This window comes from Anaerovorax odorimutans, assembly GCF_024459955.1.
In the GTDB taxonomy this organism is placed as follows: Bacteria; Bacillota; Clostridia; order Peptostreptococcales; family Anaerovoracaceae; genus Hominibacterium; species Hominibacterium odorimutans_A.
This window is the reverse complement of sequence record NZ_JANFXK010000022.1, coordinates 1-26,005: the sequence shown is the minus strand read 5'-3', so window position 1 is coordinate 26,005 and position 26,005 is coordinate 1. Positions and strand designations below refer to the sequence as shown.

29 protein-coding genes are annotated in these 26,005 nt (G+C 47.6%); 5 read left to right on the top strand and 24 right to left on the bottom strand.

From position 1 onward, the window contains the following. Window positions 1-59 precede the first annotated feature (59 nt). Complete coding sequence (locus NE619_RS15615; RefSeq protein WP_256133393.1) at window positions 60-1,277, top strand: sensor histidine kinase; 1,218 nt, start codon at window positions 60-62, stop codon at window positions 1,275-1,277. A gap of 394 nt (window positions 1,278-1,671) precedes the next feature. On the opposite strand, the gene NE619_RS15610 is transcribed toward NE619_RS15615, so the two are convergent. Further along, window positions 1,672-2,178, bottom strand: coding sequence for a pyridoxamine 5'-phosphate oxidase family protein (locus NE619_RS15610; RefSeq protein WP_256133392.1), 507 nt, complete (start codon window positions 2,176-2,178; stop codon window positions 1,672-1,674). A gap of 184 nt (window positions 2,179-2,362) precedes the next feature. On the opposite strand from NE619_RS15610, the gene NE619_RS15605 reads away from it, so the two are divergent. After that, window positions 2,363-2,836 (top strand): pyridoxamine 5'-phosphate oxidase family protein, encoded by a 474-nt coding sequence (locus NE619_RS15605; protein WP_256133391.1) that lies wholly within the window; start codon window positions 2,363-2,365, stop codon window positions 2,834-2,836. A gap of 54 nt (window positions 2,837-2,890) precedes the next feature. Here the strand turns inward: NE619_RS15605 and NE619_RS15600 are convergent, their stop codons facing one another. The 6 genes from NE619_RS15600 to NE619_RS15575 form a co-directional block, all read right to left on the bottom strand. Beyond that, window positions 2,891-3,739, bottom strand: a complete 849-nt coding sequence (locus NE619_RS15600; RefSeq protein WP_256133390.1) for an RNA polymerase sigma factor — start codon at window positions 3,737-3,739, stop codon at window positions 2,891-2,893. A gap of 199 nt (window positions 3,740-3,938) precedes the next feature. Next, the gene (gene feoB / locus NE619_RS15595) at window positions 3,939-5,978 is read right to left on the bottom strand and encodes a ferrous iron transport protein B (protein WP_256133389.1); all 2,040 of its coding nucleotides are present in this window, start codon (window positions 5,976-5,978) and stop codon (window positions 3,939-3,941) included. Window positions 5,979-5,984: 6 nt separating this feature from the next. Next, window positions 5,985-6,206 (bottom strand): FeoA family protein, encoded by a 222-nt coding sequence (locus NE619_RS15590; protein WP_256133388.1) that lies wholly within the window; start codon window positions 6,204-6,206, stop codon window positions 5,985-5,987. A 735-nt stretch (window positions 6,207-6,941) separates the two neighbouring features. Then, entirely contained in the window at window positions 6,942-7,241 is a 300-nt protein-coding gene (locus NE619_RS15585; protein WP_256133387.1) for a hypothetical protein, read from the bottom strand. A 112-nt stretch (window positions 7,242-7,353) separates the two neighbouring features. Further along, window positions 7,354-8,109: a hypothetical protein gene (locus NE619_RS15580; RefSeq protein ID WP_256133386.1), complete on the bottom strand. Its 756-nt coding sequence runs from the start codon at window positions 8,107-8,109 to the stop codon at window positions 7,354-7,356. Between the two features lie 11 nt (window positions 8,110-8,120). Continuing rightward, window positions 8,121-8,873 (bottom strand): hypothetical protein, encoded by a 753-nt coding sequence (locus tag NE619_RS15575; RefSeq protein WP_256133385.1) that lies wholly within the window; start codon window positions 8,871-8,873, stop codon window positions 8,121-8,123. Window positions 8,874-9,361: 488 nt separating this feature from the next. Here NE619_RS15575 and NE619_RS15570 point away from each other — a divergent pair, with 488 nt between their 5' ends. Together NE619_RS15570 and NE619_RS15565 are read left to right on the top strand one after the other, a co-directional pair. Beyond that, a complete protein-coding gene (locus NE619_RS15570) occupies window positions 9,362-9,742 on the top strand; it encodes a DUF4186 domain-containing protein (RefSeq protein WP_256133384.1) in 381 nt (126 codons plus the stop codon). An 18-nt stretch (window positions 9,743-9,760) separates the two neighbouring features. Beyond that, window positions 9,761-10,630: a DMT family transporter gene (locus NE619_RS15565; protein WP_256133383.1), complete on the top strand. Its 870-nt coding sequence runs from the start codon at window positions 9,761-9,763 to the stop codon at window positions 10,628-10,630. Window positions 10,631-10,878: 248 nt separating this feature from the next. Here the strand turns inward: NE619_RS15565 and NE619_RS15560 are convergent, their stop codons facing one another. Genes NE619_RS15560 through NE619_RS15550 form a run of 3 tightly spaced genes read right to left on the bottom strand, consistent with a single transcriptional unit; the run spans window position 10,879 to window position 12,746 of the window. Beyond that, window positions 10,879-11,523: an ABC-2 transporter permease gene (locus NE619_RS15560; RefSeq protein ID WP_256133382.1), complete on the bottom strand. Its 645-nt coding sequence runs from the start codon at window positions 11,521-11,523 to the stop codon at window positions 10,879-10,881. Further along, window positions 11,520-12,371 carry an ABC transporter ATP-binding protein gene (locus tag NE619_RS15555; protein ID WP_256133381.1) on the bottom strand — a complete coding sequence of 284 codons (852 nt, stop codon included), beginning with the start codon at window positions 12,369-12,371 and terminating at the stop codon, window positions 11,520-11,522. Before NE619_RS15555 ends, NE619_RS15560 begins: the two co-directional genes overlap by 4 nt. A gap of 3 nt (window positions 12,372-12,374) precedes the next feature. After that, the gene (locus NE619_RS15550) at window positions 12,375-12,746 is read right to left on the bottom strand and encodes a GntR family transcriptional regulator (protein ID WP_256133380.1); all 372 of its coding nucleotides are present in this window, start codon (window positions 12,744-12,746) and stop codon (window positions 12,375-12,377) included. Between the two features lie 184 nt (window positions 12,747-12,930). On the opposite strand from NE619_RS15550, the gene NE619_RS15545 reads away from it, so the two are divergent. Then, window positions 12,931-13,236, top strand: coding sequence for a hypothetical protein (locus tag NE619_RS15545; protein ID WP_256133379.1), 306 nt, complete (start codon window positions 12,931-12,933; stop codon window positions 13,234-13,236). A 224-nt stretch (window positions 13,237-13,460) separates the two neighbouring features. Here the strand turns inward: NE619_RS15545 and NE619_RS15540 are convergent, their stop codons facing one another. The 14 genes from NE619_RS15540 to NE619_RS15470 all read right to left on the bottom strand — a co-directional run bounded on the left by NE619_RS15540 (window position 13,461) and on the right by NE619_RS15470 (window position 25,848). Beyond that, window positions 13,461-14,441 carry a serine hydrolase domain-containing protein gene (locus NE619_RS15540; RefSeq protein ID WP_256133378.1) on the bottom strand — a complete coding sequence of 327 codons (981 nt, stop codon included), beginning with the start codon at window positions 14,439-14,441 and terminating at the stop codon, window positions 13,461-13,463. Between the two features lie 2 nt (window positions 14,442-14,443). Continuing rightward, complete coding sequence (locus NE619_RS15535; protein ID WP_256133377.1) at window positions 14,444-15,268, bottom strand: MerR family transcriptional regulator; 825 nt, start codon at window positions 15,266-15,268, stop codon at window positions 14,444-14,446. Window positions 15,269-15,433: 165 nt separating this feature from the next. Further along, complete coding sequence (locus tag NE619_RS15530; RefSeq protein ID WP_256133376.1) at window positions 15,434-16,039, bottom strand: histidine phosphatase family protein; 606 nt, start codon at window positions 16,037-16,039, stop codon at window positions 15,434-15,436. Window positions 16,040-16,230: 191 nt separating this feature from the next. Further along, on the bottom strand, window positions 16,231-17,529 hold the full coding sequence (gene ablA, locus NE619_RS15525; protein WP_256133375.1) for a lysine 2,3-aminomutase: 1,299 nt from the start codon (window positions 17,527-17,529) through the stop codon (window positions 16,231-16,233). An 85-nt stretch (window positions 17,530-17,614) separates the two neighbouring features. Then, complete coding sequence (locus NE619_RS15520; RefSeq protein WP_256133374.1) at window positions 17,615-18,994, bottom strand: Na+/H+ antiporter NhaC family protein; 1,380 nt, start codon at window positions 18,992-18,994, stop codon at window positions 17,615-17,617. 56 nt (window positions 18,995-19,050) lie between these two features. Next, window positions 19,051-20,334, bottom strand: a complete 1,284-nt coding sequence (locus NE619_RS15515; protein ID WP_256133373.1) for a cysteine desulfurase-like protein — start codon at window positions 20,332-20,334, stop codon at window positions 19,051-19,053. Window positions 20,335-20,567: 233 nt separating this feature from the next. Then, a complete protein-coding gene (locus NE619_RS15510; protein ID WP_256133372.1) occupies window positions 20,568-20,834 on the bottom strand; it encodes a DUF1905 domain-containing protein in 267 nt (88 codons plus the stop codon). Window positions 20,835-20,864: 30 nt separating this feature from the next. Next, window positions 20,865-21,350, bottom strand: coding sequence for a class I SAM-dependent methyltransferase (locus NE619_RS15505; protein ID WP_256133371.1), 486 nt, complete (start codon window positions 21,348-21,350; stop codon window positions 20,865-20,867). Between the two features lie 18 nt (window positions 21,351-21,368). Further along, window positions 21,369-22,070, bottom strand: a complete 702-nt coding sequence (locus NE619_RS15500; protein WP_256133370.1) for a flavodoxin family protein — start codon at window positions 22,068-22,070, stop codon at window positions 21,369-21,371. Continuing rightward, window positions 22,067-22,471 (bottom strand): SRPBCC family protein, encoded by a 405-nt coding sequence (locus NE619_RS15495; protein ID WP_256133369.1) that lies wholly within the window; start codon window positions 22,469-22,471, stop codon window positions 22,067-22,069. Before NE619_RS15495 ends, NE619_RS15500 begins: the two co-directional genes overlap by 4 nt. 15 nt (window positions 22,472-22,486) lie before the next feature. Then, a complete protein-coding gene (locus NE619_RS15490) occupies window positions 22,487-23,221 on the bottom strand; it encodes a GNAT family N-acetyltransferase (RefSeq protein ID WP_330640802.1) in 735 nt (244 codons plus the stop codon). 23 nt (window positions 23,222-23,244) lie between these two features. After that, window positions 23,245-23,862 carry a type 1 glutamine amidotransferase family protein gene (locus tag NE619_RS15480; RefSeq protein ID WP_256133368.1) on the bottom strand — a complete coding sequence of 206 codons (618 nt, stop codon included), beginning with the start codon at window positions 23,860-23,862 and terminating at the stop codon, window positions 23,245-23,247. A 456-nt stretch (window positions 23,863-24,318) separates the two neighbouring features. Then, window positions 24,319-24,867: a DUF6144 family protein gene (locus NE619_RS15475; protein WP_256133367.1), complete on the bottom strand. Its 549-nt coding sequence runs from the start codon at window positions 24,865-24,867 to the stop codon at window positions 24,319-24,321. A 147-nt stretch (window positions 24,868-25,014) separates the two neighbouring features. Continuing rightward, a complete protein-coding gene (locus tag NE619_RS15470) occupies window positions 25,015-25,848 on the bottom strand; it encodes an AraC family transcriptional regulator (RefSeq protein ID WP_256133366.1) in 834 nt (277 codons plus the stop codon). Window positions 25,849-26,005 lie beyond the last annotated feature (157 nt).

Here is a 26,005-nt window from a genome sequence, read left to right as displayed (position 1 = left end):
TCCAATTTTTCGACTTGCTTCCAAAACCAATATCTTTGATATACGGTGCGTTTTTTTATATGCTGCTGAGCTCCTTCTTAACCGTAAGGCCGCACTTTGTTTGGAAACTGCTGGCTTTCATCGGCTGCTGGCAGACAGGCCTTATCATTATTTTCCCCAATGATCCTTTCAACCTCTTTGCTCTGTTCGCAATATTTTTTGCTACGCTGCTCCTCGCCTTCAAAGGGGCTCTGATTGAAAAGGTTTCTGCGGTCATCATCCTTTCTTCGGTCATCATTGCTGTCAATTACATGACTTATGAGATGGGACGCATGCTCTTTTTTGCTCTGGACAGTGGCAACAGCCAGCTCAGCTATTCTGTCACTTACGCGATAGCTTTAACCGTACGGATCCCCATCTGGGCGGCGATCTACGTTTTTTTCCGCAAACGTCTCGCCCAGGCCTGCCTGCTCCTTACTCCCCGCATGTGGTTTGTTGTGGATATCGTATCGCTGGGTTCACTTGTCGGCATTATCACAGTGCTTAACCTGATTCCCGATAAATGCCTCTGGCCTTCTTATCCGGCCTGCCTGGCCTGCCTGCTGACCAACCTGGGATGCATCTATTTAATTTCCTACATTGCCGACTCGATCCGCACAAAGATGGAGATCGACAATCTGCGCTATCAGGAAGCTTATTACCACGAGTTGCAACAAAATCAGCAGGAAACGAGAAAACTGCATCATGACATGAACAACCATTTCAGCGTTATACGTTCACTGTTAAAAAGAGAGGATTATGGGAAGGCAACGGAATATGTGAACGATCTTGCTAAAAAGCTTCCCTCCAAAAACCGCATCTTCTGCCAAAACAGTGTTGTCAACGCAGTAATCAATGCTAAGTATGAGCTTGCCCGGCAGAATCAGATCGACTGTTTTTTCAATATTGACCTGGACCACATGCCGGAGGTGGATTCCACCAGCCTTTGCTGTATCTTCGCCAATACTCTGGACAATGCCATTGACGCCGCCTGCGCCCTGTCCGATGCCGGGGACCGACAGATCTCTCTGAAAGCCCGTTTTGACAGCCCTTATTTCAGTTATGAAATCGTCAATACAAAAGAAAATCCGATCCGGCAGCTGGATAACAAATTCATATCCCAAAAGGCGGATCGGAAAGAGCATGGGTTTGGTCTGGAAAATGTAAAGGATGTGGTGGCGAGACTGGGAGGAACGATCGACATTTCTTACACAGAAGATACCTTTACTGTGGTGATTCTCATCAAACTGCAGGCCTGATTTGTTTCGACACTTTTCAACATCGCAGGCCGCCCGTTTTATCGGCCTTCCGCCACTTTTCCACAGGATTTTTAAAATTGTATACAATTTTATCCAACATATGCTGTGGATAAACAATTTTTTACAAACCCCTGGATTTCAACATTTATTCCTGATCTGCGCCGCAGGTTATCCACAAGTTTTATATTTCTGAATTTAAAGTTGCGCAAGGTGTACGCTGCTGGGTGCGGCTTGCACCCTATACAGGGCTGAATTGACAAAACGCGGACTGGTTGCAGCAGAAAATTCTACAGATCTGCGACCAAATTCCGATTTTCCCGGTAAATCCCGCAACCATTGGCCCAAAAGAAACACCTTGGTCGCAAATCTAAATTTTCTTGCTCAAAGAAGCCTGCTATTCATAAACCCAACCCTGATCTGAGTAGCGAACAGTCAGCCTGGATTTTCCAGTCATTTTCGTTACGGTCAGCCTGAGAACCTTCGCAGCTTTCTTGGCGGCCTCGCAAAACTTAAAATTCTCAGGCAGCGGATAATGAGCGGCGATGCAGTCCAGCGCCCGCAGCCGTTCCCCCTGGTCAGTCACTTCCTCCAGGACGCCCTGTCCAATAATGCTTTCATAATTCATCCCTCCGCGACCGGCTTCTTCATCGACCACAAGGCCGTACTCGACATCCGTCTCAAAACCCACTTTATTATTTTCTTTCATCAGATCACGCTTCTTCCCCACATGGGCGCCATGAAAATATAGGTACACCTGTCCGTCTTCCGTCCGCACGCCGTAATTCAGCGGAACGATATAAGGATATTCTCTGTCGAAAAAAGCAATCCGGCATACCTGGCCTTTCTCCAAAACCTGCAGCATTTTCTCAAATTCTTTTATCTCCTGTTTCTGTCTTCGCATTTTTCCTCCTGAACGTATACGTTTAATAATTGCAGTCCTCCGCTCCCATATTTTCATTCTACCATATCCGCCTTCCCGCGCCAAAGGCTCCTACAAATTTCTTGCCCATCCATCGGGGAAATGTTAAAATTGATTATAAAATTCAGAAATTATTTATCAGGCAAACGACTAAGGAGGTAAACTTATGTTCCGCCAAATGCGACTAAAAGAAGAAAATCAGCTGCCCCGGGAGGAGGCTGTAAAAATCCTGGAAAACAATACCCACGGTGTCCTGGCTCTGGATGGCGATGATGGTTATCCCTATGCAGTTCCGGTAAGTTATGCCTATGACAGCGGCAAGATCTATTTTCATGGTACGTCCGAGGGCGGCCACAAACTGGATGCCATCAAAAGAAACAGCAAAGTTTCATTCTGCGTGGTAGAAAAAGACGATATCCTTCCTGCGGATTTCAATACTTTATACCTCAGCGCCATTGCTTTCGGTCAGGCCCGTATCATCGAGAATGACGAGGAAAAGCAGCAGGCATTGGAGCGAATCCTGGAAAAGTATTCAGCAGATTTCATGGAAAGCGGCAGAAAATATACGAAAGCCGTCTGGGATGAGGTCTGTACAGTGGAAATCACCATCGAACATCTAACCGCTAAAAAAGGCGTTTAACTGTCAGCATATGAAAACCGGTTCAGCATCTGCCGAACCGGTTCTTCACATTCTCTATTGTCCCGCTTCCCGGACAATCCGATATTCTTCTGAGTTCAGGAACTGCTCTAAGAAGGATTTTACCTTTGGACTGACTTTATATGAGGGAAGCCCGGCGAAGATCGCTGACATATCGTCGATCTTTTCCATAGCGCTCTTGCATCTTTCCAGCATCCCGCCTTGGGCCTGCTGACGATTCTGGTAATCCAGGCGTTCAGGGCTGATACGATGGGAAGCAATCGCATAATTGACCCTTCTGCTGCAGCTGCACACGCCCTTTCCGGAAAGGCCGCAGTAGGTACCTAAAAACTCAGCCATTTTTCCTCTGATGCGGGACAGTCTTTTGCGGTAAGCCTCCGGAGTCATTCCCAGGATATCTCCCGCTACATTGCTGTCCACTTTAAACATCGTACCCAGAATAAAGATACAGCGGCTTTCAGGGTCCAGACACTGGAGCATTACATTGGTGCAGGACATTTTCAGCTCCTCCTCAAGAATCGACACATCGACCCCCTGCGTCAGATCCGGTACGTCTTTTTCCTTCCCGCTCATAATATCGGCACCATAGAATTCGAAGCTCAGAGGATGTTTTGCGAACATGCCCTTCCTGTAATCCCGCAGGTGGTTCACTGCGATGCGGAATACCCAGGTGCTGAAGCTGCTTTCCTTTCTGAAAGAGGACAAGTGGGTCATGACTTTGATGAGAATTTCCTGGGATGCGTCTTCTGCGTCAGTAACCATACCCAGCATGCGCAGAGACAGGTTGAATACCAGATCCTGCACATCCATAAGCACCTTCTCCAGCGCCACCCGGTCGCCATCCATCGCTTTTTCGATTAATTGCAATATCTCTTGTTTTTCCATAGATTTCTACCTCCTGTATAATTAGACGGGCAGAGACAGCTTTTGTGACAAGCTGTTTATATATCACTCAACGTTTCGGAAAGCAGGGACCTGACTTCCTCCTCGTGAAGAAAGAGGGTGCATCCTCCCGGGGGCCGGTGTGGAAAAAACCTCGTCCTGAGGCCAGGCATCCGCCAGGTACTGCCTGTACATTTGCGCGCTAGGAAAGGAATAAGGATGCGATCTGGTAAACGGCGAAGGTCACTGCCCAGGCGACAGCGATCTGGAACACTGCGGTTTCCAGCATTTTTTTCGTGCTGCCCGTCTCTTTTCTGACAGTTGCCAGGGTTGCCGCACATGGCGTATAGAGCAGGCAGAACAGCATCATACAGAATGCGTTGAGAGGGCCAAAGCCCATGCCGGAAAGTACCTGCCCCAGCTGCGTCATACTGCCGCCTCCCAGATTTTCCAGCCCAAAGAGCACAATGAAGCTGGAAACCACGACTTCCTTTGCTGAGATTCCGGCGATCAGCGCCACGCCCACCTGCCAGAAACCCAGGCCCACAGGTGCCAGAACCGGAACCAGTACTGTTCCGATTTTCGCCCCGAAGCTGGCCGTCATATCCGCAGCGTATCCCGCGGGGCCCAGATTGAGAAGGAGCCACATAATGATCGAGGCTACGAAAATTACCGTGCCTGCCTTTGTCAGATAGCTTTTGACTTTTTCCCATACATAGATGGACACCGTGCGGAGGCTCGGCATCTTGTATTCCGGCAGTTCAATCAGCAGCATATCTTCTCTTTCTTCCCTGTCGAACCGATGAAGAACCAGCGCCACCAAAATCGCCACCACGATTCCGATTAAATACATGGAATAGGCTACCAGCATGGCATGATTTTCAAAAAACATACTGGAAAAAAGGATATAGATCGGCAGTCTGGCGCTGCAGGACATAAAGGGTGTAATCAGCATGATTCGATAGCGGTCCTTTTGGCTTTCCAGAACGCGGGAAGCCATGAGCGCCGGAACCGTACAGCCAAATCCCAGGATCATGGGAATGAAGGCCCTGCCTGAAAGGCCCAGTTTTCCCATCATACCGTTCATGACATAAGCAACCCTGGACATGTATCCGCTGTCTTCCAGAAAGGCCAGAGCCAGAAACAGAATGGCAATATTGGGCAGAAAGGAAACAATCCCTCCTACCCCTGCGATAATGCCGTCTATAATCAGGGAAGTCAGCCACTTTCCCGCACCCGCGGCGGCCAGGCCCGCTCCTATGGTATCGGAACCCCAGCCCACAAACATTTCCAGATAACCTTTCATCCAGTCGCCGATGGTAAAGGTCAGAAAAAACACCAGAGCCATGATCCCCAGAAATACGGGTATTTCCAGCCAGTTATGGAGCAGGAGTTTATCCGCCTGGTCAGTAAGGGCGGCTTTGCGGTCTTTATTTACCAGCACTTCGGAAATGATCTCTTCTATGAAATCGTACTTTTCATTGATAATGTCGCTTTCATAGCTCCGGTCCAGTACCTCCGGCAGATCCAGCGAATATTTCCCGCAGATTTCCTGATCACCTTCCAGCAGCTTGATCGCATACCAGCGATAATTTTCCAGTTGGGGATACCGCTCCTGCAGGCGTTCGCAGAGCAAATCAATTTTCTCTTCCAGAAAATCGCTGTATACCATTGCGTATTTCTGGTGCTTCTCTTCCTTGCTCATACCGCAGTCATGATGGTGGATCAGTCTGTCCGTACGCTTTTCCTCTTTATGATGGGCGATGGCGTGAAGTAAAATATTGAGACCTTTACGCTTCTGCGCGGATACAGGGATCACCGGTATGCCCAGCATCTCCGGCAGCCTGTGCAGGTCAATCTCCATGCCTCTTTTGGCAACAATATCCATCATATTGAGCGCCATTACAACCGGTTTTCCCAGTTCCAAAAGCTGCAAAGTCAAATACAAGTTTCGTTCCAGCGCAGAAGCATCCGCTACGTCTACGATTACGTCCACTTCGTCGCTGAGTATGTATTGTCTCGATACCTGTTCTTCCATCGTATAAGATGTCAAGCTGTAGGTCCCCGGAAGGTCTACCAGTTTGTACAGATGTTCATGAAACTGCATGGCGCCTTCCACTTTTTCCACGGTTACGCCGGGCCAGTTGGCTACTTTCAGATTGGCGCCTGTGAAAGCGTTGAATAAAGTGGTTTTTCCGCAATTGGGGTTTCCGATGAAACCCACGGTCATTTCTTTTTCCATATCTGTTTACGCCTCCCTGACTTTAATCTTTGAGGTGACTCCCTGCCCTACGGCAAAGCGGGTCCCCCGCAGCATCAGGACCATAGTGCCTCGCGGTTTTTTGTGAATCAACTGAATCCTCGTCCCTTTCGTCATACCCAGGGCTTCCATTCGTTTTTCCAACTGTGCGGGGAGATCGGTTTCCTCTACCAGATACACCCTGCCGATGCTTCCTTTGTCTAAAGTCATAATTCCCTCTCACTCTCTTGCCTTTCCATATTTTCAAATGCTGTCGCATCAGTTAGTTAAATCTAACATAGGGGATTATACCGCATTTTTTACCAGTTGTATACTCTTTTTGGATATTTTTTTGATTCGATTGGGCAGAAAAGGGCTGTTGCATTTGTTTAGATGCGGGCGGAAGTTTGGACGAAGATTTGGTTCTCCGTATTTGGGAGGGATCTTATCCATATTCAACAGAAAAGCCCTCTTTATGGATAAAAGTCGTGGGCTGGAAAGGTCTGTTTTGGATCATTTCCAGTTAAATGAACTGATTTTAAGAAATGAACCGCCGGGGCCGTTGCAAAATTACCCATATTCTCTTAGAAACGAGAGAATATGGGTAATTTTGCAGAACATGAATAGTGTAAGGGGCATGCACATAGTCGCCCACTGGCATAACGGCTTCGGGATCCTTTCTTATCATCTCGATTAACGTTTTATCCTCCACACATTCAAGACGTCTTTCACTTTATTATACGAGAGCGCTTGGTCCTTTCACTCAAACTTTTCGTGTTTTTTCCGCCAAGAATATGCCGAACCACTGCAGAAAAAAGGAACCAGCTCATTTGCTGATTCCCTGAAAACGTATTCTTACCAATTGATACAAAGACAAGCAACCTATCCGCTACACCTTCATCGACCGGACCAACCAAACAGGTTTTGCGACTAAATCAACGGTTTTTCGCAAAATCCCACATTCATTTAAGCCCCGCTCTTATACCGGTCTATCGCCAACTCTGCAATCCGATCTTTTAAAATACCCAACAACTCACAGCGTAGGAAGTCCGGTTCGTCATCTTCACAGACGGCCCACTGCTCTCCTTCATATTTGAGGTACCTTTCAATGATGCCTTCCAGTTCCAACTCGTCGAGCTCTGCCAGGACGTCTTCGTATTTTTCATAGACCGTTTTCCGCATCCATTCCGGCAGTTCCCCCTCAAACTCCTCGGCCAATTCGCCAAGCCCCAGTTCCTGAAGCTTTCGGACCAGCGCGAGGCACACGCATCCCCTCTCTTCCCAAGAAAATTCATCGATATTATGTATGTATCGGCTTTCCGAATAAAAATACGCATATTTTCAGCTCGTCCATCTTCTCGTACTTCTTTCCTGCCTACTACTTTGCCGCAGGCACATAAGCCTTCGCTTCGATCTTTCCGTCAGCCTTGCCTTTAAAAATCCAAACCGGCTGCATATAATCTCCGGCATCCGAGTTCCAATAGCCCAGCTCCACATTCTCGATGACAAGATTATCCGCATTGCGCTCCATCTTAAAATGTGAATAATCCTTGGTAATCCGCTTCATTGCTTCCGCAGCCGATATAATGTCAACTTCGCGGTACGGTTCAAAAGGCCGCAAGCCGTTTTTCACATTCCAGATATCCCCGTTTTCACCGATGGTCATGTCAATCTCTGCATGTTCCAATGGAGTTCCATTTATTTCAAAATCAGAAAACAAAACATTCCTTGTAACAATTGGCTTCCCTGTTTCCTGGTCCAAGGGTCCCTGTTCTTTTGAGGACACCTCTGCTTTATAGGCTATAGCTCCATGTTTTTCCATGGGTGCGATAATTTTCTCCACAATCGTTTGCCCGGCCTTCTCCGGTGTCAGGCTGGCACTACCTGCGGCTTTCTCATCAATGGTAACGCCGGTTTCTTCATCAGAAGTGTAACGGTACAGCATTACTTTATCAGTTTCCTCAGACTCTAATCGCTCATTGGGGATTTCAATTTTTAAATTTTTGATCTTCGGATTTTGTAGCGTTGGCAAATCCAGCCTATATTTTTGCATAGTTATGACCGTTGCAGCTACAATTGCAACGATACAGACAGCCATCACGCTTACAGCAGCAATTGTTCTTTTTTCGATCACCCAATTTTCCCTTATTTCTGCCATTCTGTAGCGGCAGCAGCTTCTTTATCCATATCCTCCGCTTCGTCGGGATACAGTTTCCCGCAGGCCCGCAAAACCTTTTCCAGCTTTTCGTATTCGCCAGTTTTCCTATAATCGGCAGTTACATCTTCCTGGAATTTTCTCCAGTATTTTTCCCAGTCCAAACTCTCTTCATCGGTCAGCTCGCCTTGTATATACGGATCGTACAAATCGCGGTACAGTTCATCAATTGCAAAACTCTGTTCATAGAGAATTGGTTCTGCCCACATGGAATCTTCAACGGTTATTCCTGCCTTTTCGTACGCCTGCTCCATCTCTTTATAATTGTCCGCCGATTTCATATCTGCGATCTGATTTTCCAACCGCTTATTTATTTCCTCGTTGGTCAGCGCTTTTCCATGCTCCGTCCCGTACCAGAGCAAAGCCGCCCATCTAGTCTTGTCCTCCTTAACCGCTTTGATAGCTTCCCGTTTGCTTTTCCCCTTAACCCTGTACGCCTCGACAGCCGCATAAAAATCCGGGTATAGGCTGGAGTCGCCCAACTCTTTTCGCAGCGCTATCTTTTTTGCGTCGATCTCCGCCATGCTCTGCAAGTTTTCTGCATTGGCGGACGCAAGAATGTCCTCGTTAATCGACCCTATGCTTTCCTGCGCAGGCTCTCCTTTCATCTGTGAACAAGATGAGAAAATAAGCGATACGGCCAGCAGCAGAAAAACCGCAATCCGAAGTTTACTCTGTTTCATAGGTGCTACCTCCTTTTCCAACAAAAACAGACAGCAAAGGACCCGGACCTCATGCCTTGCCTCTACTGTCTTTATAAATTCGTATGCTAAAAATTAGCTTCCAAAAAACTGTCATGATTTTCCTCTTTATCTGATACACAAACCAATACATCTTTATTATACCAGAAACGGAGATCTATTTAAATCTCTAGCGCTTATACTTTTTATAAAACCTGGAAATCTGGTTAGCAATAAAAGCTGCTGCGGCAATTCAGAGGAATTTCGCGATTTGTGTTCGAGAACCACCGTTTTACGTTCCATGCCACACAAAAATGCAAAAAACTGGCTATATGGAGCAGAAATTGATAGCCAGCAGCCCGCAGGTCGTCCCCACGGCCAGGCAAAAGAACAAACTAATGAAATTCTCGCCTCATAAGTTCCGGCTTGTTTTTCCTGCGGCTGGTGGTATACTAATTGCGGAAGAGAAAACAGGAAGGAGCATAGATATCATGGACTATCAAAGCCAACTGACCGCTCTCTTTGACCGGTTATCCCGATCCAAATTCAGGAGCAGTTTTTCGCTGAAAGAAAAGGATCGAACCTATATAAAAGAAAAAGGGCTGGAGGTAATTCGCAGCCATGCCTGTGATTTTGTAAGCAAACGGCTGGCCCCTGCGGTAATTCCCAACGACGGGAAACAGACGCCCATGCGCGGCCATCCGGTATTTATCGCCCAGCACGCTACGGCAACCTGCTGCCGCGGCTGTCTGTACAAATGGCATCGGATTCCTGCCGGATCACAGCTCACCCAGGATCAGCAGGATTATGTGGTTGATGTGATTATGACCTGGATTAAAAGACAGATTAAAGACGAAAGACTTGACGATTAGAGAGGAGACGATAGCAATATGGCAGCACTATCCGATAAAAAGAAAGCAATTATTTTCATCATCTGCTCGGCATTTTTCTTTGCCCTGATGAATATGTTCGTACGAATGTCTGGGGACCTGCCTTCTGTGCAGAAAAGCTTTTTCCGCAACTTTGTGGCGTTTTTCTTTGCCCTGATTATACTGATTCGTTCTAAGGAAGGGTTTTCTTTTGATAAAAAGAATCTCCCCGTTTTCATAGCCAGGGCGGGCTTCGGCACTCTGGGAATATTGTGCAACTTTTACGCGGTCGACCATTTGCTCTTGTCCGACGCCTCGATTTTGAACAAGCTTTCCCCGTTTTTTGCCATTGTCTGCTCGTATTTTATCCTTAAGGAAAAAATCAAACCGATCCAGGCAACTGCCGTGGCCATTGCCTTTTGCGGCGCCCTGCTGGTGGTAAAACCAGGGTTTGCGGTAGCCGGGGCGCTGGTTCCATCGCTGATCGGAGTTGCCGGCGGTTTCTGTGCGGGGATCGCCTACACCTATGTGCGGGTGCTGGGTCAGCGGGGAGAACGAGGACCCTTTATCGTCCTTTTCTTCTCCGCATTTTCCTGCATCGTCACACTGCCGTTTCTGATCTTTGATTTCCACCCAATGACAGCGGCCCAGGTTCTCACGCTGCTCCTGGCCGGACTCTCAGCAGCCGGCGGACAGTTCACCATCACCGCCGCTTATACCCATGCTCCTGCCAGAGAAGTGTCTGTTTTTGACTACACGCAAATCGTCTTTGCTGCCGGGCTGGGCTTCTTTTTCTTCGGCCAGATCCCTGATATCTGGAGCATCCTCGGCTACATCATCATCTCCGGCGTAGCTGTGGCAATGTTTTTGTACAACATTCTGCGCAGTTAAAGCTGGGATACCGCACTGGTTTGGCAGCCAAAGTCCACTTTCGAGAAGATGACCGCTGCGGTAACTTTCGTCCTTTTTTTGAAAAAGTTACGCGTTTTTCAATGGTCTGGAGGCCTCAAAAGTTCCTGAAAGCACAAGTTGTCATTTTTATTCGCCAGCAGGCCTCTCAAACCCACAGCTTTGCGTAACCCGAGGCCGATTTTCGAAAAAAGTTACCACAGGATGTCGCCCCGGCACAATCTAATTTCTTAAAACTCTTTTCTCGTTATAATTCCAATACTGCATTTGTACGAAATTCCAAGTGCGATGAGGACAATCGCCGCAGCCAGAATGCCGATCTCCGTCATCCCCATATTACCCAGGAAATCCATCACTTTTGTCATATCCACGTGATCTGCCAGCAGCACTCCGCCGCCAATACCTGCCGCGATCAGCACCAGAATGGCAATTTTCCCCCTTTGCCCGCCAAACTTTATCTGAACCGGAATCATCACAGCCTGCAGTAAAAGGAATGATGCCAAAGCCGTACCGAACATGATTTGCTGCATCTCTACTGTTAAGTTCCCACTTTTATTGCCAATGAGGACTGCCAAAATTACTGCTGCGAGCCAGCCGACAAAGCCGGTGATGAAACCGAAGATATATTTTGCCCTTATATATGCCCTGCGGGAAGCCGGCAATGTGAAAAGAAAAGCGTATCCGTTGTCTGTTTCGTCGTAAGCGATGGTATTCACCACCAGAACAGCGGCAATTACCGTAATATAGCTGACGATGAAGGACGAGCTGGAGTCGCCGCCCCAAAAGGCCATAATCACTGCCACAAACAATATGATCATAATAAACATTTTAGACTCTTTCAATGTATAAAGATCTTTCAACAGCATTGCTTTCATTTTCTTTTTCCCCCTATCAACATAGTCTCCACCTGATCGATCCCGCATTTTTCCACAATGAGCGACGGATAATTTTCCTGGTAGAACTGTCTTGCGTCCGTCAGAGCGCTGTATCCGTAGGACTCTTCTTTGATGCGTAAAATATATGTTTTGTCCAGCGAATCGTACTGGCCGGCTTCTAGCTTTAAGAGCCCATAGTCGCTGAGGATCACGTCCGTATCCTCATGCAGAACGATCTTCCCATCCTGAATCATATAGATATCATCGCACAAACCTTCCAGGTCGCTGGAAATATGGGAACTGATGAGGATTCCCTTTCCTTCCGCTTCCATGTATTCCCGGAGCATATCCAGAATTTCTTCTCGTGCTACCACATCCAGCCCTGCCGTCGGTTCATCCAGAATCAGCAGATCAGCTTCGTGGGAAACGGCGCACAGCACCTTTAATTTTGCCTTCATACCTGTTGAAAACTCTTTGATTTTCTTGTCGACCGGCAACCTGTGCTCCGTACATTGACGCAGAAAACGTTCTCTGTCAAAACGGCTGTAGGACGCTGCCATAATGGAGGCAGCCGCTTTTATGTTCAAATGTCCTCCGAAGCCGCTGTCGGAAAGGACTACCCCCATCCGCATTTTATCTGCGTCAGTGATTTGTCCGCCGTCCTTGCCCAATACCTGCACGCTTCCGCTGTCCGGCTTTATCAGCCCCAGAATCGCTTTAAAAGTAGTGCTTTTTCCCGCTCCGTTCTGTCCGACCAGACCTGTCACGTGGCCTTCCTCCAGATTCAGGGAGCAATCGAGCTTAAATTGTCCGTAAGTTTTCGTCACATGTTCCAGTTTAACAAGCATCGTTTATTCCTCCATAATCAGATTGAACAGATCTAAGATCTCCTGATCTGTCATACCGCATCTTCTTCCTTTTAGAATGGCCATTTCTAAATCAGATTCTACTTCTTTTCGGTGTTCTTCCATCAAAAGCTCCGGACTGGTCCCTGCTATAAAGCTGCCTTTGCCGTGCACAGTATTGACAAAGCCTTCGTGCTCCAACGCATCATAGGCTTTCTTTACAGTCAGGGCGCTGATCTTCAGATCCTTTGACAGAGATCGAACAGAAGGGAGCATCTCGCCTTCTTCCGCCTGCCCGCTCATGATAAGTGCTTTTATCTGATCCACGATCTGCTCATAAATGGGCTGCTGAGAAGAATTGTTAATTATAAGCTTCATATGCTTTCCTCCCTTGTTCACAAACAGTATATAACAGCATATAACACTTGTCAACTGTTATATGCTGTTTATTCAAGAAAATAGTATAATAGCTTACGAACTGTCTGATAGAAAGGTGGCCTGGCGCCTGGCCTAGCTTGGCCTGGCGCTTTTTGCTTTGAAATGGGGCCGGAGCGGACAAAATATGTGGGTTTGCAGGTTTTATGGATTTATCTTGGGGAAAATTTCCCTTGAGATTGATCAGCAAGGGCGAGAAACGTTGAAAAAAGATCCGCTTTTATCTCTTTTTTTGGATGAAAGCTCCGGAAATGCTTTAGTGCGTTACTATACGAAATTGAATAGACGTTTCTTCCTGTTAGAACGCAGCCCAGGAACTGCACAGAGTATAGAACAGAGAATGGTTTTGGAGATTTGCGACCAAATTCCAATTTTGCCGGCAAATCCTGCGACCATTGTCCCTAAAGAAGCTCCTTGGTCGCAAGCCATATAAGCATATTCCATTTAATAGAATGTAGTGGTGCCATCCACCGTGAAGTTACGCATTCCTCAATGATTCTACATACTTCAAAACAGTCGGTAGCACAAATTGTCGTTTTTCACAGTTTCGAGTACCCGCAAAGCCACAACTTTGCGTAGCTTTACCTGTTTTTTCGAAAAGTTACCGCGGCTCACAAATTATAACTTACGAGCCACGTCGAGTAAGTTATTATATTTCTATTTTTCAAAAGCCGGTTCAAGATATGTTTTGATAAATTCGATCCGGTCCTTTGGCTTTGGTACGAACAGAGAAGCAATTGAGACAACCAGGCGTTTAGCTGTATTGACATAAATCACATTTCCGCCGTCTCCCATAGCTGCGTAGGCCTGCTCCTGATCGTCTATAATCCACCACAGGTAGCCGTACCGCAAATTCTCTTCTTCCCAGCAGCTATGCTCCCTTACGCTCTCGCGAACCCACTCCTCCGATACAATCCGTTTTCCATCCCAAAGCCCGCTGTCCAGATAGAGCTGTCCGATCTTTGCCATGTCCAAAGGCGATAGGGTCAAACCCCAGCCTCCGGCATGGGTTCCGGCGGCATCACAGGCCCAGCCGCTGATGGTTTTGGTTTGATTGTATGCCATCTGTTCCTCTTTACTGCCAAACGTCACACTGCCGGGAGGAATAATTCCAAGCGGCCGGAATAAATTTTCCGCTGCGAAATCAAGCACCGATTGACCGGTCGCTTTTACAAGGACCCCGGAAAGGATATCCGGTCCTATGAGGGGCGCGTATCGGAATTTTCCGATCTCACCTTTGCCTCCCAACAGATCGAGGGTAAAGGTTATCCAGTCATCGCTGGTAAAATATTTTGTGTAGGGCGCAGATCTGTACTTATACGGAGCCGTCATGGTCAGCAGGTTTTTCAGTGTGATATTCTGTATGGTTTTTTCTCTTTTTTTGATCCTGTAGTCCGGAAAAAAGTCCAATACCTTCTGCTCTGCGCTTTTGATATACCCTTTATCCACAGCAATTCCAATCAATATGGAGACAATGCTCTTTGTCACGGAATAGACATGGACCCGGCTGGCAGCCGTACATTCGTTAAAATAATTTTCATATAGGAGCCTGCCGTCTTTTTGCACGGCAATCCCTGCGATATTGCGGTAATCGCTGTCTATTTTCTGCTCCATTACCGCCATTTTTTCTTGATTCATGGTTAAACATCCTTTCTGATCGGATAATAAATCTCCGTTATGAGTTCACTTTCTTCTGACACCTGGGAAGGGTCCGTTACATATACTTCATAAAGTGCGCCGCTGCTTGCATAGCCTTCTTCTTCCGCCCACCTGCGCTGCTTTGCATACACCGAAGGCAGCCCGGAATAAGAACCGCGCAGAACTGTTTTTAAACATAACCCTGGGAAAAATTCTCTTGTACCGGCAGCTCGCTCTCTGACCGGAACGGCAAATTCCGTATCCAGACCCGATGGACTGAATTCCGCACTGTGAAACAGCACCATCGGCGGTGCGGCCATAGTCAGCCCATCCTCCGCCAGCCTTCTGAACAATTTGCCGAAGCAGTCGCCGTAAGCTTCGCTGAATTCATCTTGCCGGACCATTTTCCGAACGAACAGAAGAGACATCGCCGGTACTTCCGTGAGCGTCACGTCGATGGTTTTCATATAGGACATGATCGTTTTTCCCTGTTCTAAATTCGAGATGTCCCCATTCAATTGATCCAAAGCAGCTGCGAATTCCTGCATTTGCTTTTTTATTTCTTTTTCCTTTCTTATCAGCGCCAGATACATTTTTTCATCCCGGTCCTCTTCTGCCCAAAGGAGTTCTTTAATTTCCTCCAAAGAAAAATGATATTCCTTCAAGCGGCCGATCAGCAGCATGGTTTCCAGCTGTTCGACAGAATAATACCGATAGCCGCTCTCCGGATTCACCTCCGCAGGCAAAAGCAGGCCGATCTCCGCATAATGGCGCAGGGTCTTTGTCGATACCTTGCAGATCTTTGAAAACTCTCCAATTGATAACATGGCTGGCCTCCCTCTTTCTCAATATGTCCTCATATTACACTTTGTCCCAGGGGCAAAGTCAACAAAAAAAGTTATCCATATTCTCCTTAAAACAAGAAAATATGGATAACTTCGCAACGGCCCTGGCGGTCCATTTTTGAAAATCAGTCCGTTTAGAAAAACATTCTAATAAAACACCTTGTCCCTCTCCACGATCCGGGAGGAGTCTGCTGTCAGTTCGGCGATGGTTGCGGCACAGTTGGGCTGCCGCGGGTACTTCCACAAATCCTTTATGTCCATCCCTTCCAAAAATCGAAACAAGGTCTGGTTGACTGCGGCGTGGGCGACAATTAAAATCCGCTCTTTGTCCCCATGGTTTGCCCGCAAATCTTCCAGAAAACTGTCAGCCCTGTGGCAGACATCGTAAAACGACTCTCCGCCCTCAGGAACGCAGTATTTGTCAGGCTGATCGTAGAATCCGTCTAAAATCGATGCTTCCCCGTGTCCCGGTTCTATATAAGCGGCGCCCTCTCCGACGCCAAAGCTCATCTCCTGCAGACGCTCATCTTTTTGTATTTTCAGGTCTCGCTCTCCTTTTATAATGCTCGCTGTTTCATAGGCCCGGGACAACGGGCTGGAATAGATAAAATCAAAAGCTACGCCGGCAAGCCCCACAGCGGTCTTGCGGGCCATTTCCCTGCCCTCCTCGGCCAGCGGGATATCGGAGCTTCCCTGAATGCGCCGTTCTTTGTTCCACTGGGTTATTCCATGCCGAACGATGTATAGTTCCATGCTGATCCTCCTTTATACGGTTTACCGTCTTACCCAAGCCAAAATCCGCAGGCTTTAGTGCCATTATATCAAAGATGGGTAAAAAAGTGAATCGTCCGAAAAAGGATTTGCAGTCTGCGAAAACCAGGCAGCGCCGGTAACCGCTGCCTGGTTTTAAAAAGTTATCGAAGTATACGAACTTACCGATGGGCTCAATCCATCTGTTTCAGTTTCTTTGCCGCATCGATTTCCTTTTGTCTTTCCAGCCGGAGAACGCCCTGCGGCGCAAGCACTACGGAATCGCCGCTGGCCAGGCCGCAGCTGGCTACGCCGGAATATTTATATTCCTTCTTTCCCGTGCAGTAATCACACGTACATTTCATGTCATCCGAATCCTTGGGTTCGGTGTAGGAAGTAATGGTTCCCTCGTAATTTCTGAGGATGATCTTCTCCGGCGTCTGGGAAATGATATAGTTGGGCATTACCGGAGTCTTCCCTGCGCCTCCCGTAGCGTCCACTACAAAGGTCGGAATACACAGCCCCGAAGTATGGCCTCTCAAAGCCTCGATCAGCTGAATTCCAGCGGCCACCTTGGTTCTGAAATGTTCAATGCCCTGAGACAGATCACACTGATAAATATAGTATGGCCGTACTCTGATTTTAACCAGACCCTGTACCAAATCCCTCATAATATGCGGACAGTCATTGATTCCTCTCAGCAATACCGACTGATTGCCCAGGGGGATTCCCGCATCGGCCAGCTTTCTGCACGCTTCCTCGGATTCCGGAGTGATCTCATCCGGGTGGTTGAATTGGGTATTGAGCCAGATGGGATGGTATTTTTTCAGCATGTTAACCAAATCATCCGTGATTCTCTGCGGCATAACAACCGGCGTTCTGGTGCCAATGCGTATAATCTCAACATGAGGGATGGCTTTCAGTTCTTTAATGACGTATTCCAGGGTGCTGTCGCTTATGAGCAGTCCGTCTCCGCCTGAAAGCAATACATCGCGGATCACCGGGGTCCTGCGGATGTAGTCGATGCCCTGATCCAGAACCTCTTTACTTCTCGCGCCGTCGGTTTCTCCCACGACCCTCCTTCTCGTGCAGTGTCTGCAATACATGGAGCACTGATCCGTCATCAGAAACAGCACCCGGTCCGGATACTTGTGCGTAAGACCCGGCGTCGGTGAACTGGCATCCTCTCCCAACGGGTCCAGCATATCGGCCTCGCTCCTGTAGGTTTCCTGAATTCTTGGAACCGCCTGCATTCTGACCGGGCATCCGGGATTATCCGGGTCCATCAGGGACGCATAGTAAGGCGTAATTCCCATTCGGAAAGTTTCAATTACCTTTGTAATGTCTTTCTCCTCCTGCTCGGTCAGATTAATAACCTGTTTCAATTGCTCAACGCTGGATATCCTGTTGGAAACCTGCCATTTCCAATCATTCCATTGTTCATCCGTCACATCCGCCCACAATGGGATCTCTTTATAATTTCGTCTTTTCATTAGAAGCTCCTTTCATAAAACCAAACATAATATGAATGTAATACGAGTACAGTACAGTCCGAGTCCGAATCCGACATCGAACCTGCTAAAGCACAAATCCTGCGATCAGATATAACACAGTCGCTGCCGCTGCGGAAATTACTGCGTATGGAATCTGTGTGAGAGCATGATCCAAATTGCTGATCGAGCTGGCCTGTGAAGCCAATACCGTCGCATCGGCGTAAAAACACGCATGGGATCCGAAGGATGCTCCCGCGACCAGAGCGCCCAGCACAAGCAATGGATTCGCGCCGGAGGCAAAGGCGAGCGGCATCAGAATCGGAACCGCAATCGCAGGAACGCCCCAGCTGCTCCCGGTTACGAAGGACAGCAGTGCTACAACGATAAAGGTGATTGCCGGCAGCAACTGCGCGCTGCAGAACGGTACCGCCGCCTGCACCACATACTGGGGCATCTGAATGAGATTCATGGAATCGCGGACCATATAGCACCCGACCAGGATAATCATTACCGGGAGCATGTTGGAGATCCCCTTTGGCAGTGATTCGCAGAACTCTCCGAAGGTCATTACCTTTGTAGGAATATACATGAGAAACATGACTGCCAGGGTAACCAGCAGAGACGCGACCATATCTTCCGTAATCAGCATCGCGATTATGACAACGATCAGAGGCACGATGAAATTACGCATCTTTGGTTTAACTTTGCTGTTATCGACTTCTTCACTTTCCTGCAAATTAAACTGATCCGATGTGTCCGACCACAGCTTTCCTGTTTCCTGCACTCTCTGAAAAGCTTTTTTCATGGGACCGATCTTGGGCATGATTCCAATTGCCACTGCCGGCACCATGAGTACGGCGATCCATGAGTAAAACATAAAGGGAATGGAGCTTATGTAAGCGCTCATACCATCGCCGTAAGCCGTAACTCCGGCGGTATCGAATTCTGTCTGCGCCAGGTCCGCGTAAAAGATCGCCCAGGTGGACAAAGGAATCAGAACGCAGACAGGCGCCCCTGTGGAATCCAGCAAGTAAGCAAACATTTCTCTGGGCGTTTTATGTCTGTCGGAGAGCTTCCTCATGGCAGCCGACACTGTAAGAATGTTTAAAAAGTCATCTAAAAATACGACGATGCCCAGAACCCACGATGCTACCAATGTTTTTTTCTGCGAGTCGGCCCATCGCGACAGGAAATTCGCGAACCCGATTGTGCCTTTGGACTTTTCCAGCAGCACAACAAAGAAACCGAACAGGGCAAAGGCCACGAAAATCCATACTTCATCGGATATGACGCTCTGTACCATGTTTACAAGGGGCAGGAAAAATCCCTGTTTGTAATACATGATCAAACTTACTGCCGCTCCCAGAAACAGCGCTTCGAATGTTCGTTTTGTTATCAAAGCGAACGCCAGAATTACAACTGCGGGAATCAAACAAAAAATTCCAAAATCTACTGTTTCAGCCATTTCATCACTTCCTTTCTTTTAAAAATAACTGGTTGGATTTATACGGTCACCACGGCTCAGCCTCGCAGCTCTCTGCAAAACTGTCCAATAGCGGAAACGGCACGATCAATTTCATTTTCCGTATTATATGGGGCAAGGCCTATACGGACGAGCCCTCCGGCTTCTGTCAGATTCCAGACGTTATTGATAATTTCTACTGCGTAAAAATCCCCGTCCCATACAAAGATGCCCTTTTCTCCCAGGTATTTTCCAATATCGGCAGCGTTGGCGCCTTCTACTGTAAAGCAGACCGTCGGAGTCCTGGGGTAATCTTCCTTTGGCCCATATATCTTAATCCCCTCAATTTTGCCGAGTTCTGCACGCAGCTTTTTCGCCAGAGGCTCCTCATAGGCTTCAATTGCCAGCATTCCGGCAATAATACGTTTTCTTCTGCCATCATCACAGCCCCTCAGCTCCTCCTCAAAACAGCCTTCATATTTGGCGCCGATATCCGCAATGAATTCAACGGCTTCCGCTGCGCCGCAGGCCAGCTCCATGGGCACGGTTCCGGTTTCAAACTTAAAAGGCATTTCCGTATTATCGTCAGCCATTACCCGGATGGTTTTTACCTGATCTCCCACCTCCTTTTTTACATAGAGAACACCAAAACGCGGACCGAAAAACTTATACGGGGAGCACAGCAAAAAATCCGTGCCGATTCTCTTTACATCGATCCATTTGTGGGGAGCATAATGAACTGCGTCCACAACCGTAAGGGCACCGTATTCATGGGCCAGGTCGATAAATTTTTTTACATCGGTAATCGTCCCGCAGGCATTGGCAGCCCAGTTGATGGCTACGATTTTTGTTCGTTCCGACAGTTTTTCCCGGTAATCTTCAAAGTCCAGCACGCAATCCACCGGATCAACCTTTACGCATTTTACGACCATTCCAAAATCCTCTAAAGTCCTCCAGGGAGAACGGTTTCCTTCGTGGTCGATTTCCGTAATAATGATTTCATCCCCGGCTTTCATGGTTCTGACCAGACTCAGCGCCAGCATAAAATTATTGGAAGAAGTATTGGCGCCAAAGGTCACTTCTTCCGGGCTGCAGTTGAGGAAATCGGCGAAAACCTCTCTGGCATGCCAGTAGAGCCGGTCGCTTTCTTTTGAAGTTAAAAAAGATCCGTGGGAGTTGGCATTGTGGTAAAACAGATAGTCGTTAATTTTCTCCACAACCCGAACCGGTACCTGCGACCCTCCGGGTCCGTCCAGGAACGCAGCCGCATTGCCGTTCACCGTTTTGCTCAAACAGGGAAACTGCTCTCTCACCCGATCAACGTCAAACTTAAAATCTTTCATTGCTTCACTCTCCTTTATTTCGTTAAACGCTTTAGCTGTTATATCAATGATATATTTGTCAGATAATTTGCACAATTGGCAAGGAGTCTAAAAAAACCCCGTTCGTTTTGTAATTTCTACAAAACGAACGGGGTTTAATCCCTGCAATTTCCATAATACGATTGTCACTAGTCATGACACGATCTATGTTTCTCACACTTTCATCCCAAACCCTCCGTGTAAGCCGACCGCGCCTATCTCTCTCTGACCGTGACGCGAACCATATCTCCCGGCTGTTTTCCGATAGCCGCCCGGATATCTTTACGGACTCCCAGGATATGACATGGCGTTTTCATCCGCACCAGGCTGCCGTCATAATCCAAGCCGTCAAACGTTGCGCGGACTTTAACCCGGCCCTTGCCGAATTCCTTCTTCACGTCAAAAGGAATCTCTACATAGGCTCCGTCTATATCCGGCACTTTTTTGATCTCAGCTTCAAATTCATAAACTTTCTGATTCATCCCCTACCCCCTGTTTCATATATAGTGTTTTTAAATAGGATTCCCAGCTCCCGCACTTTCATCCCAGACAAACCTGTAATCCAGCCGCACCAGCTTTTTGCCGTTGGGCAGCTCCCTTTCCTCTTTCAGGACCATTTTATACCCGATTTCTGCCATGGCCTCCGTCAACGAATCCTCCGCCACCGGATGATGCACCTCGCATAGCCGGTCAAAGGCGTGCAGGTAGGGCGAAGCGGAAACAAAGGCTTCGCTCTCTGTGTTGACTTGAATGACGCAGGACACGTATCGCGGTCCTGCCAGTTTTACGGCCCTTTTGAAATGGTCGTATCCGATATACTCAATCAGAAGATTTGCCACCAGAAGATCGGCCCGGGGAAGCGTCAGCGCCTGGCCGGTAAGATCCGTTTCAATGGGCCGAAAAGCCGCGCCGAGCATATTATAGCGCCGCTGACATTCATCCAAATAGTCACCATTGATATCCACGCCGTAGATCCGTTCAAACTGGCCCGGTACCAATTTCCTGCCATCACCGTCTCACCCCTTCCAGGGCCGCACGCTGCCGGTCCAGCCCTTTTCCTTCCAATAAACAGAATCCGCCTCGTTGAGTCCCCGCTTATGGACCTGCCTCATGATATAAAAAAACGCTTTTGTCTTTACGGACGGGTGCACCCTGTCACCCCGGGCCGTAATCTTTGCCGCCAGTCGGTCTACGTTTTTCTCAATCTTGCCGCGCATCTTTTCCGTTACTTCTTCCCAGGCAATCGCATGTACCGCCTCCCCGTAAGAGTAAACGTTTCCCACGCCCCAAAAGAACATGCTGTGCTTTAAATCTTTACAGGTGGAGCGCATTCCGCCGCCTGCTGCTGTGGAAATGCAAACCGCCTGCTTGGAAAACATAGCGCCCTCCGGTCTATGGACGATCCAGCGATAGCCGAAATGGTCCAGGAATGCTTTCATGGAGCCGGTTACGTGATATACATATACCGGCGATGTAAAAATCATCACATCTGCGGCGTCCAGCTTTTCTGTAATTGGCTGCAAATACTTATAATGGGGGCATTTCGTCTCATTCTCCATGAAACATTTGGTGCAGCCGCAGCAAAATTCCGGCATGTCTCTGGGCAGGAAAACTTCTTCAATCTCCTGCGGAGCATCCGCCAGGCGCTCGGCCAGCATCCTTCCGATATGATAAGTCGAACCTTTGTGATTCTGCCCGTTAACAGTAATGACCTTCATTTATTGTCCTCCAGGGCCGCCCTCAGATCGCGCACATACGTCTGCTGCTGTTTCTTTAAATAGGAACCCACAAAAGGCTTCATGAACCATTTTTTAGCCGTAATATCCTCTGTGAAATCAATGGAGGTTTGCCCGCCTTCTTCTGAAAACACACCTGTCCAGTGCCCCTTCATATTGCCGTTTTCCATATCGAATTCGTAGCGACAAAGGGGCTCAAAGGCTGTAATCGTAAAGTTAGTCGCATATCCGTCTCCCGTGTATTCCACAAACCTGCGGCCATTCTCCAAAACCTCAATTCTGCCTAAATCACTCCTCCAGCTCCAATCCTCCAGCGAGGTAACGATTTTCCACACCGTTTCAATATCCTGACCCAGGGTTACTTTTATATTAGCGATTGCCATCGTTTTCTCTCCTTCTTAAAATTCCAGCTTCATATCATACCACACAGCGCCGCCGTGGACGGACGCGGATATGCCGCAGTTCTTATAACCGAACTTTTCATAGTAATGGATCAGCTCTTCTTTGCAGGTCAGAATGCAGCCCTTGCGCCCCTGTCGCTTTGCTTCGGTGATGAGACGCTGCATCAGCAGAGCCGCGCAGCCCTGTCTTCTGTACTGGGGAATGGTGTCTATGCCAAAGACCGTCTGCCATGCGCCCTTTTCATTATGTATGCCCGCATCCTCGTACATCTCGTCACGGATCACCGGTTCATCGGTCACCATTCCGTTGATGAAACCGATCAGCCTTCCGTCCTTTTCCAGCAGCCAGAAATGCTCCCCGTAAATCCGCAGCCGCTCTGCGAAATCCGCTTCATCCGCTGCTTCCTCTTCCGGAAAACAAACGGCTTCCACCTGCGCAATGGCTTCACAGTCGGCAGCCGACGCTCCGCGTATTTTGAATTCCGCCCAGCTTTGGCAGTTGTCCAGCTTTGGCTTGGGATCATATCCCTGGTCCACGCCCATATTAGCCAGCATTTCACAGGGGAAATCCCCACACTGGCCGCAGTGGTTCAGACCCTTTTCCTCACAGCAGGATTTTACCCCGCATGCTCCGCCCCAGAAAGGCATTTCCATATAAACACATCCCCTGCAGTTTACATCTGTTTTTCCCTCACACTTGCTGCAATCGATCCCGCATCTTGACTCAAACATATTCTTTTCTCCTCGCTTTCTATTCAATCGTTCCAACTGGTTGCGCCCTGCGGCATTGCTGCGGTGTAGCTTCCAAGCTTATGGAAATCATACCACTCTGAAATCACATTATCTGGAGCCGCATCTAAAGCGAGCAGCACTTCTTTGGCAAATTCCAGCGGAGCCGTACCATTTGCGGTAACGATTTTTCCATCCCTTACAGCCTGCCTCATAACATATTTCTTTTCGCCTGTATACGCTTCACCCGCCCATTGCTTCAAATCGCTTAAATCATTGCTTGTATGCGCCGCGTCATTTAAAGCGCCTACTGCTCCCAGGAAAGCCGAGGCATCGCATATACCGCCCAAAACGTTCCCAGCCTGCCGGCAGTTCTCTACCAGCGGTTTAATTTTGCGGGCCTCCTCATTTCTCCACGCCAATCCCCCAATCAGGATCAGCGCCTCATAATCCGCAGGAACCGAAGCGATATCATAATCAGGAAGTACACGAAAACCGCCGATGGAAGCGACCGGCTCCTTAGTCAGGGATACTGTCTTAACCTCATACTTTCCCTGCCCCAGCATGTGGATGGCGGAGGATAGATAAGCCGCCTCCCAGTCTGCATACGGCTCTAATATTACAAATAAAATGCATTTTTTCATATATATTTCTCCTCTACATATTATTTACTATTTTACAGCCTAAAGCCGTTTCATTCAACCGCTTTCCGCAGCAATCAGCAACTTCCGTTTCGCCAGGCGGAAATTTTATGCCGCCTGCTCTGACGGCCCTTTTGGGAGCATCCTTCGGCCAAATATCAATTATGGCATGAAACAAGCGAAGAAATGATAGTCCTGCCTGAAATTCCGTCGGAAAATGAAGGCGAGTATCAAAATACTCACTTGCCTGAGCGTTCAATGATACTTTTTAAAAAAATAGCGGCGGAATTCTCGGAAAACTATCAAAATGATACAATTTAATTTTCCCGATTGATATTCAGCCGCTTTCATCTTTCCCAATTCCCGTGAAACTATCAATAGCATGACGCTTCTTCGCTTTTAGTGATATTTTGGGGCGCCGCAGCACCCTGGTATGCGGCGCAGCACCTGCCAGCTGCCTTATCCCCAGACAGGGTTATGAAGTGTAATCTTCATAAGACATATATCATCGCCCATCTTTATACTTTTCAGTAACTCCACATCAACATCGCAGGCGAATGCCTTTTCGAAGAGAACTTTACTGTAGCCGGTCGTACACTGGCACCATGTATTGGTCTCTAATTTTTCCACTTCCGCCAGCATCGGACAGGGACAAAAACCGAATTGCAGAAAAAGTTCCCCATCCCTGCAGAAAAGCCCGGCGGCTTTCGCTTTTTCTGAACTTGCAAATTCTTCTATGTTTGCCGCATTTGCCATCAGTTCTTTTACAAGCGCAAGCTTTTCGTCCATTCCGTAGCCGCATTGACAATTCATGCGAATTTTCTTTATGACATCGGAATCAAACTCCCTTTCCAATCGGCGCGCTAGCGACTTTACCCAATCAGAATTACTTTCTGCATTGGCAGACCGATCCTTGCCATATACCACTTTATTGGCTGTATCTTCATTGCTCTCCGCTTTGACCGATTCATAAATTACATGCTCTTGCATTTTTCTTATATCGAACATCGTTTCCTCCGTATTCTTGACTTATTGATAAAACAGACCTGCATCCTAATTAGCTATATAAAAACGACCTCCTTTCTACCGAAGCGTTTTTTAACACCTCTCAATTATAGAAAGAAAGTCGCCTTGCTGACTTCTGAATTCTTGCTTTTATTCAATAGGAATGCATAAATCCATAGCAACACTATGGTTGTCCCGGTCAATGCGGTGGTAAATATTCACTCCATACCGTCTCGCCATGCTGTAACCGCTTTGGGGAAGCCAAACACTGAAAATCCCTTGCACGGTCTCAAAAATGTCTTTGATTTCACCATCGAAAGGATACACAATCCATTTTCCGCCTCTGATTTGCATGACATTTGCCAGATCGCAATCCTGTTTTACGGTCATACAAAGATCGCAGATACATTGAGCGGAATTCGTAATGGTCGGGTCATTAAAAAAACGCTCCACCAGAATGGTCTTTTCATTGAAAAACGCTTTGTATTTATCTAAAAACTGATACCAGTTTTTTTCAAGATCCGCATAGTCTCCTATAAACCGCTCATATAGCACAAACAAGTCATTGAACTCCCGGATCTCTATTCGGGCGGCATATTCCTCCGCGGTTTTAAAGTGAGCGATTCTCTTTGGAGTAAAGGGAACCGGCATACTGCTGGTTGGTATTGATTGCTTAAACATATTGGGAGAAATATCATGGCGCTTTCTGAATACTGAACTATAGTTGGAAGAGCTATATCCGTAGTCCAGCCCAATATCCGTAATTGTCTTATCCGGGTTTAGCTTCATATCGATCGCGCTTTGGTCGATCCTGCATCGTTTGATAAAGGCATAAATGCTTTCGCCGGTTTCCTCTTTGAAGATCCGGCTGAAATGAAACTTTGATATATAAAATTGAGCAGCCAGGGCATCAAGGGATAAATCCTCGTCTAAATGCTGCATGATATAGTCAATGCTTTGATTTACAAGTTTTTTCCTGTCCATAGATCTCCATTCATCCATCGTGCTTCAATCATTCGGCCAGCTTTAGAATATTTTAATTGTAGATTCTTTACCCTGTGTTGTCAACTCTACAGACATTCCTCCTGTTGTTAACTTGTGATAATGTCACTATAGGATTCACTTGAGAAAATGTCCCAAT

Coding starts and splice junctions, on each gene's coding strand:
- NE619_RS15615 (WP_256133393.1), top strand. CDS start 60: ATGCTGCTGAGCTCCTTCTTAACCGTAAGGCCGCACTTTGTTTGGAAA.
- NE619_RS15610 (WP_256133392.1), bottom strand. CDS start 2,178: ATGCGAAGACAGAAACAGGAGATAAAAGAATTTGAGAAAATGCTGCAG.
- NE619_RS15605 (WP_256133391.1), top strand. CDS start 2,363: ATGTTCCGCCAAATGCGACTAAAAGAAGAAAATCAGCTGCCCCGGGAG.
- NE619_RS15600 (WP_256133390.1), bottom strand. CDS start 3,739: ATGGAAAAACAAGAGATATTGCAATTAATCGAAAAAGCGATGGATGGC.
- feoB (WP_256133389.1), bottom strand. CDS start 5,978: ATGGAAAAAGAAATGACCGTGGGTTTCATCGGAAACCCCAATTGCGGA.
- NE619_RS15590 (WP_256133388.1), bottom strand. CDS start 6,206: ATGACTTTAGACAAAGGAAGCATCGGCAGGGTGTATCTGGTAGAGGAA.
- NE619_RS15575 (WP_256133385.1), bottom strand. CDS start 8,873: ATGAAACAGAGTAAACTTCGGATTGCGGTTTTTCTGCTGCTGGCCGTA.
- NE619_RS15570 (WP_256133384.1), top strand. CDS start 9,362: ATGGACTATCAAAGCCAACTGACCGCTCTCTTTGACCGGTTATCCCGA.
- NE619_RS15565 (WP_256133383.1), top strand. CDS start 9,761: ATGGCAGCACTATCCGATAAAAAGAAAGCAATTATTTTCATCATCTGC.
- NE619_RS15560 (WP_256133382.1), bottom strand. CDS start 11,523: ATGAAAGCAATGCTGTTGAAAGATCTTTATACATTGAAAGAGTCTAAA.
- NE619_RS15555 (WP_256133381.1), bottom strand. CDS start 12,371: ATGCTTGTTAAACTGGAACATGTGACGAAAACTTACGGACAATTTAAG.
- NE619_RS15550 (WP_256133380.1), bottom strand. CDS start 12,746: ATGAAGCTTATAATTAACAATTCTTCTCAGCAGCCCATTTATGAGCAG.
- NE619_RS15545 (WP_256133379.1), top strand. CDS start 12,931: ATGTGGGTTTGCAGGTTTTATGGATTTATCTTGGGGAAAATTTCCCTT.
- NE619_RS15540 (WP_256133378.1), bottom strand. CDS start 14,441: ATGAATCAAGAAAAAATGGCGGTAATGGAGCAGAAAATAGACAGCGAT.
- NE619_RS15535 (WP_256133377.1), bottom strand. CDS start 15,268: ATGTTATCAATTGGAGAGTTTTCAAAGATCTGCAAGGTATCGACAAAG.
- NE619_RS15530 (WP_256133376.1), bottom strand. CDS start 16,039: ATGGAACTATACATCGTTCGGCATGGAATAACCCAGTGGAACAAAGAA.
- ablA (WP_256133375.1), bottom strand. CDS start 17,529: ATGAAAAGACGAAATTATAAAGAGATCCCATTGTGGGCGGATGTGACG.
- NE619_RS15520 (WP_256133374.1), bottom strand. CDS start 18,994: ATGGCTGAAACAGTAGATTTTGGAATTTTTTGTTTGATTCCCGCAGTT.
- NE619_RS15515 (WP_256133373.1), bottom strand. CDS start 20,334: ATGAAAGATTTTAAGTTTGACGTTGATCGGGTGAGAGAGCAGTTTCCC.
- NE619_RS15510 (WP_256133372.1), bottom strand. CDS start 20,834: ATGAATCAGAAAGTTTATGAATTTGAAGCTGAGATCAAAAAAGTGCCG.
- NE619_RS15500 (WP_256133370.1), bottom strand. CDS start 22,070: ATGAAGGTCATTACTGTTAACGGGCAGAATCACAAAGGTTCGACTTAT.
- NE619_RS15495 (WP_256133369.1), bottom strand. CDS start 22,471: ATGGCAATCGCTAATATAAAAGTAACCCTGGGTCAGGATATTGAAACG.
- NE619_RS15490 (WP_330640802.1), bottom strand. CDS start 23,221: ATGTTTGAGTCAAGATGCGGGATCGATTGCAGCAAGTGTGAGGGAAAA.
- NE619_RS15480 (WP_256133368.1), bottom strand. CDS start 23,862: ATGAAAAAATGCATTTTATTTGTAATATTAGAGCCGTATGCAGACTGG.
- NE619_RS15475 (WP_256133367.1), bottom strand. CDS start 24,867: ATGTTCGATATAAGAAAAATGCAAGAGCATGTAATTTATGAATCGGTC.
- NE619_RS15470 (WP_256133366.1), bottom strand. CDS start 25,848: ATGGACAGGAAAAAACTTGTAAATCAAAGCATTGACTATATCATGCAG.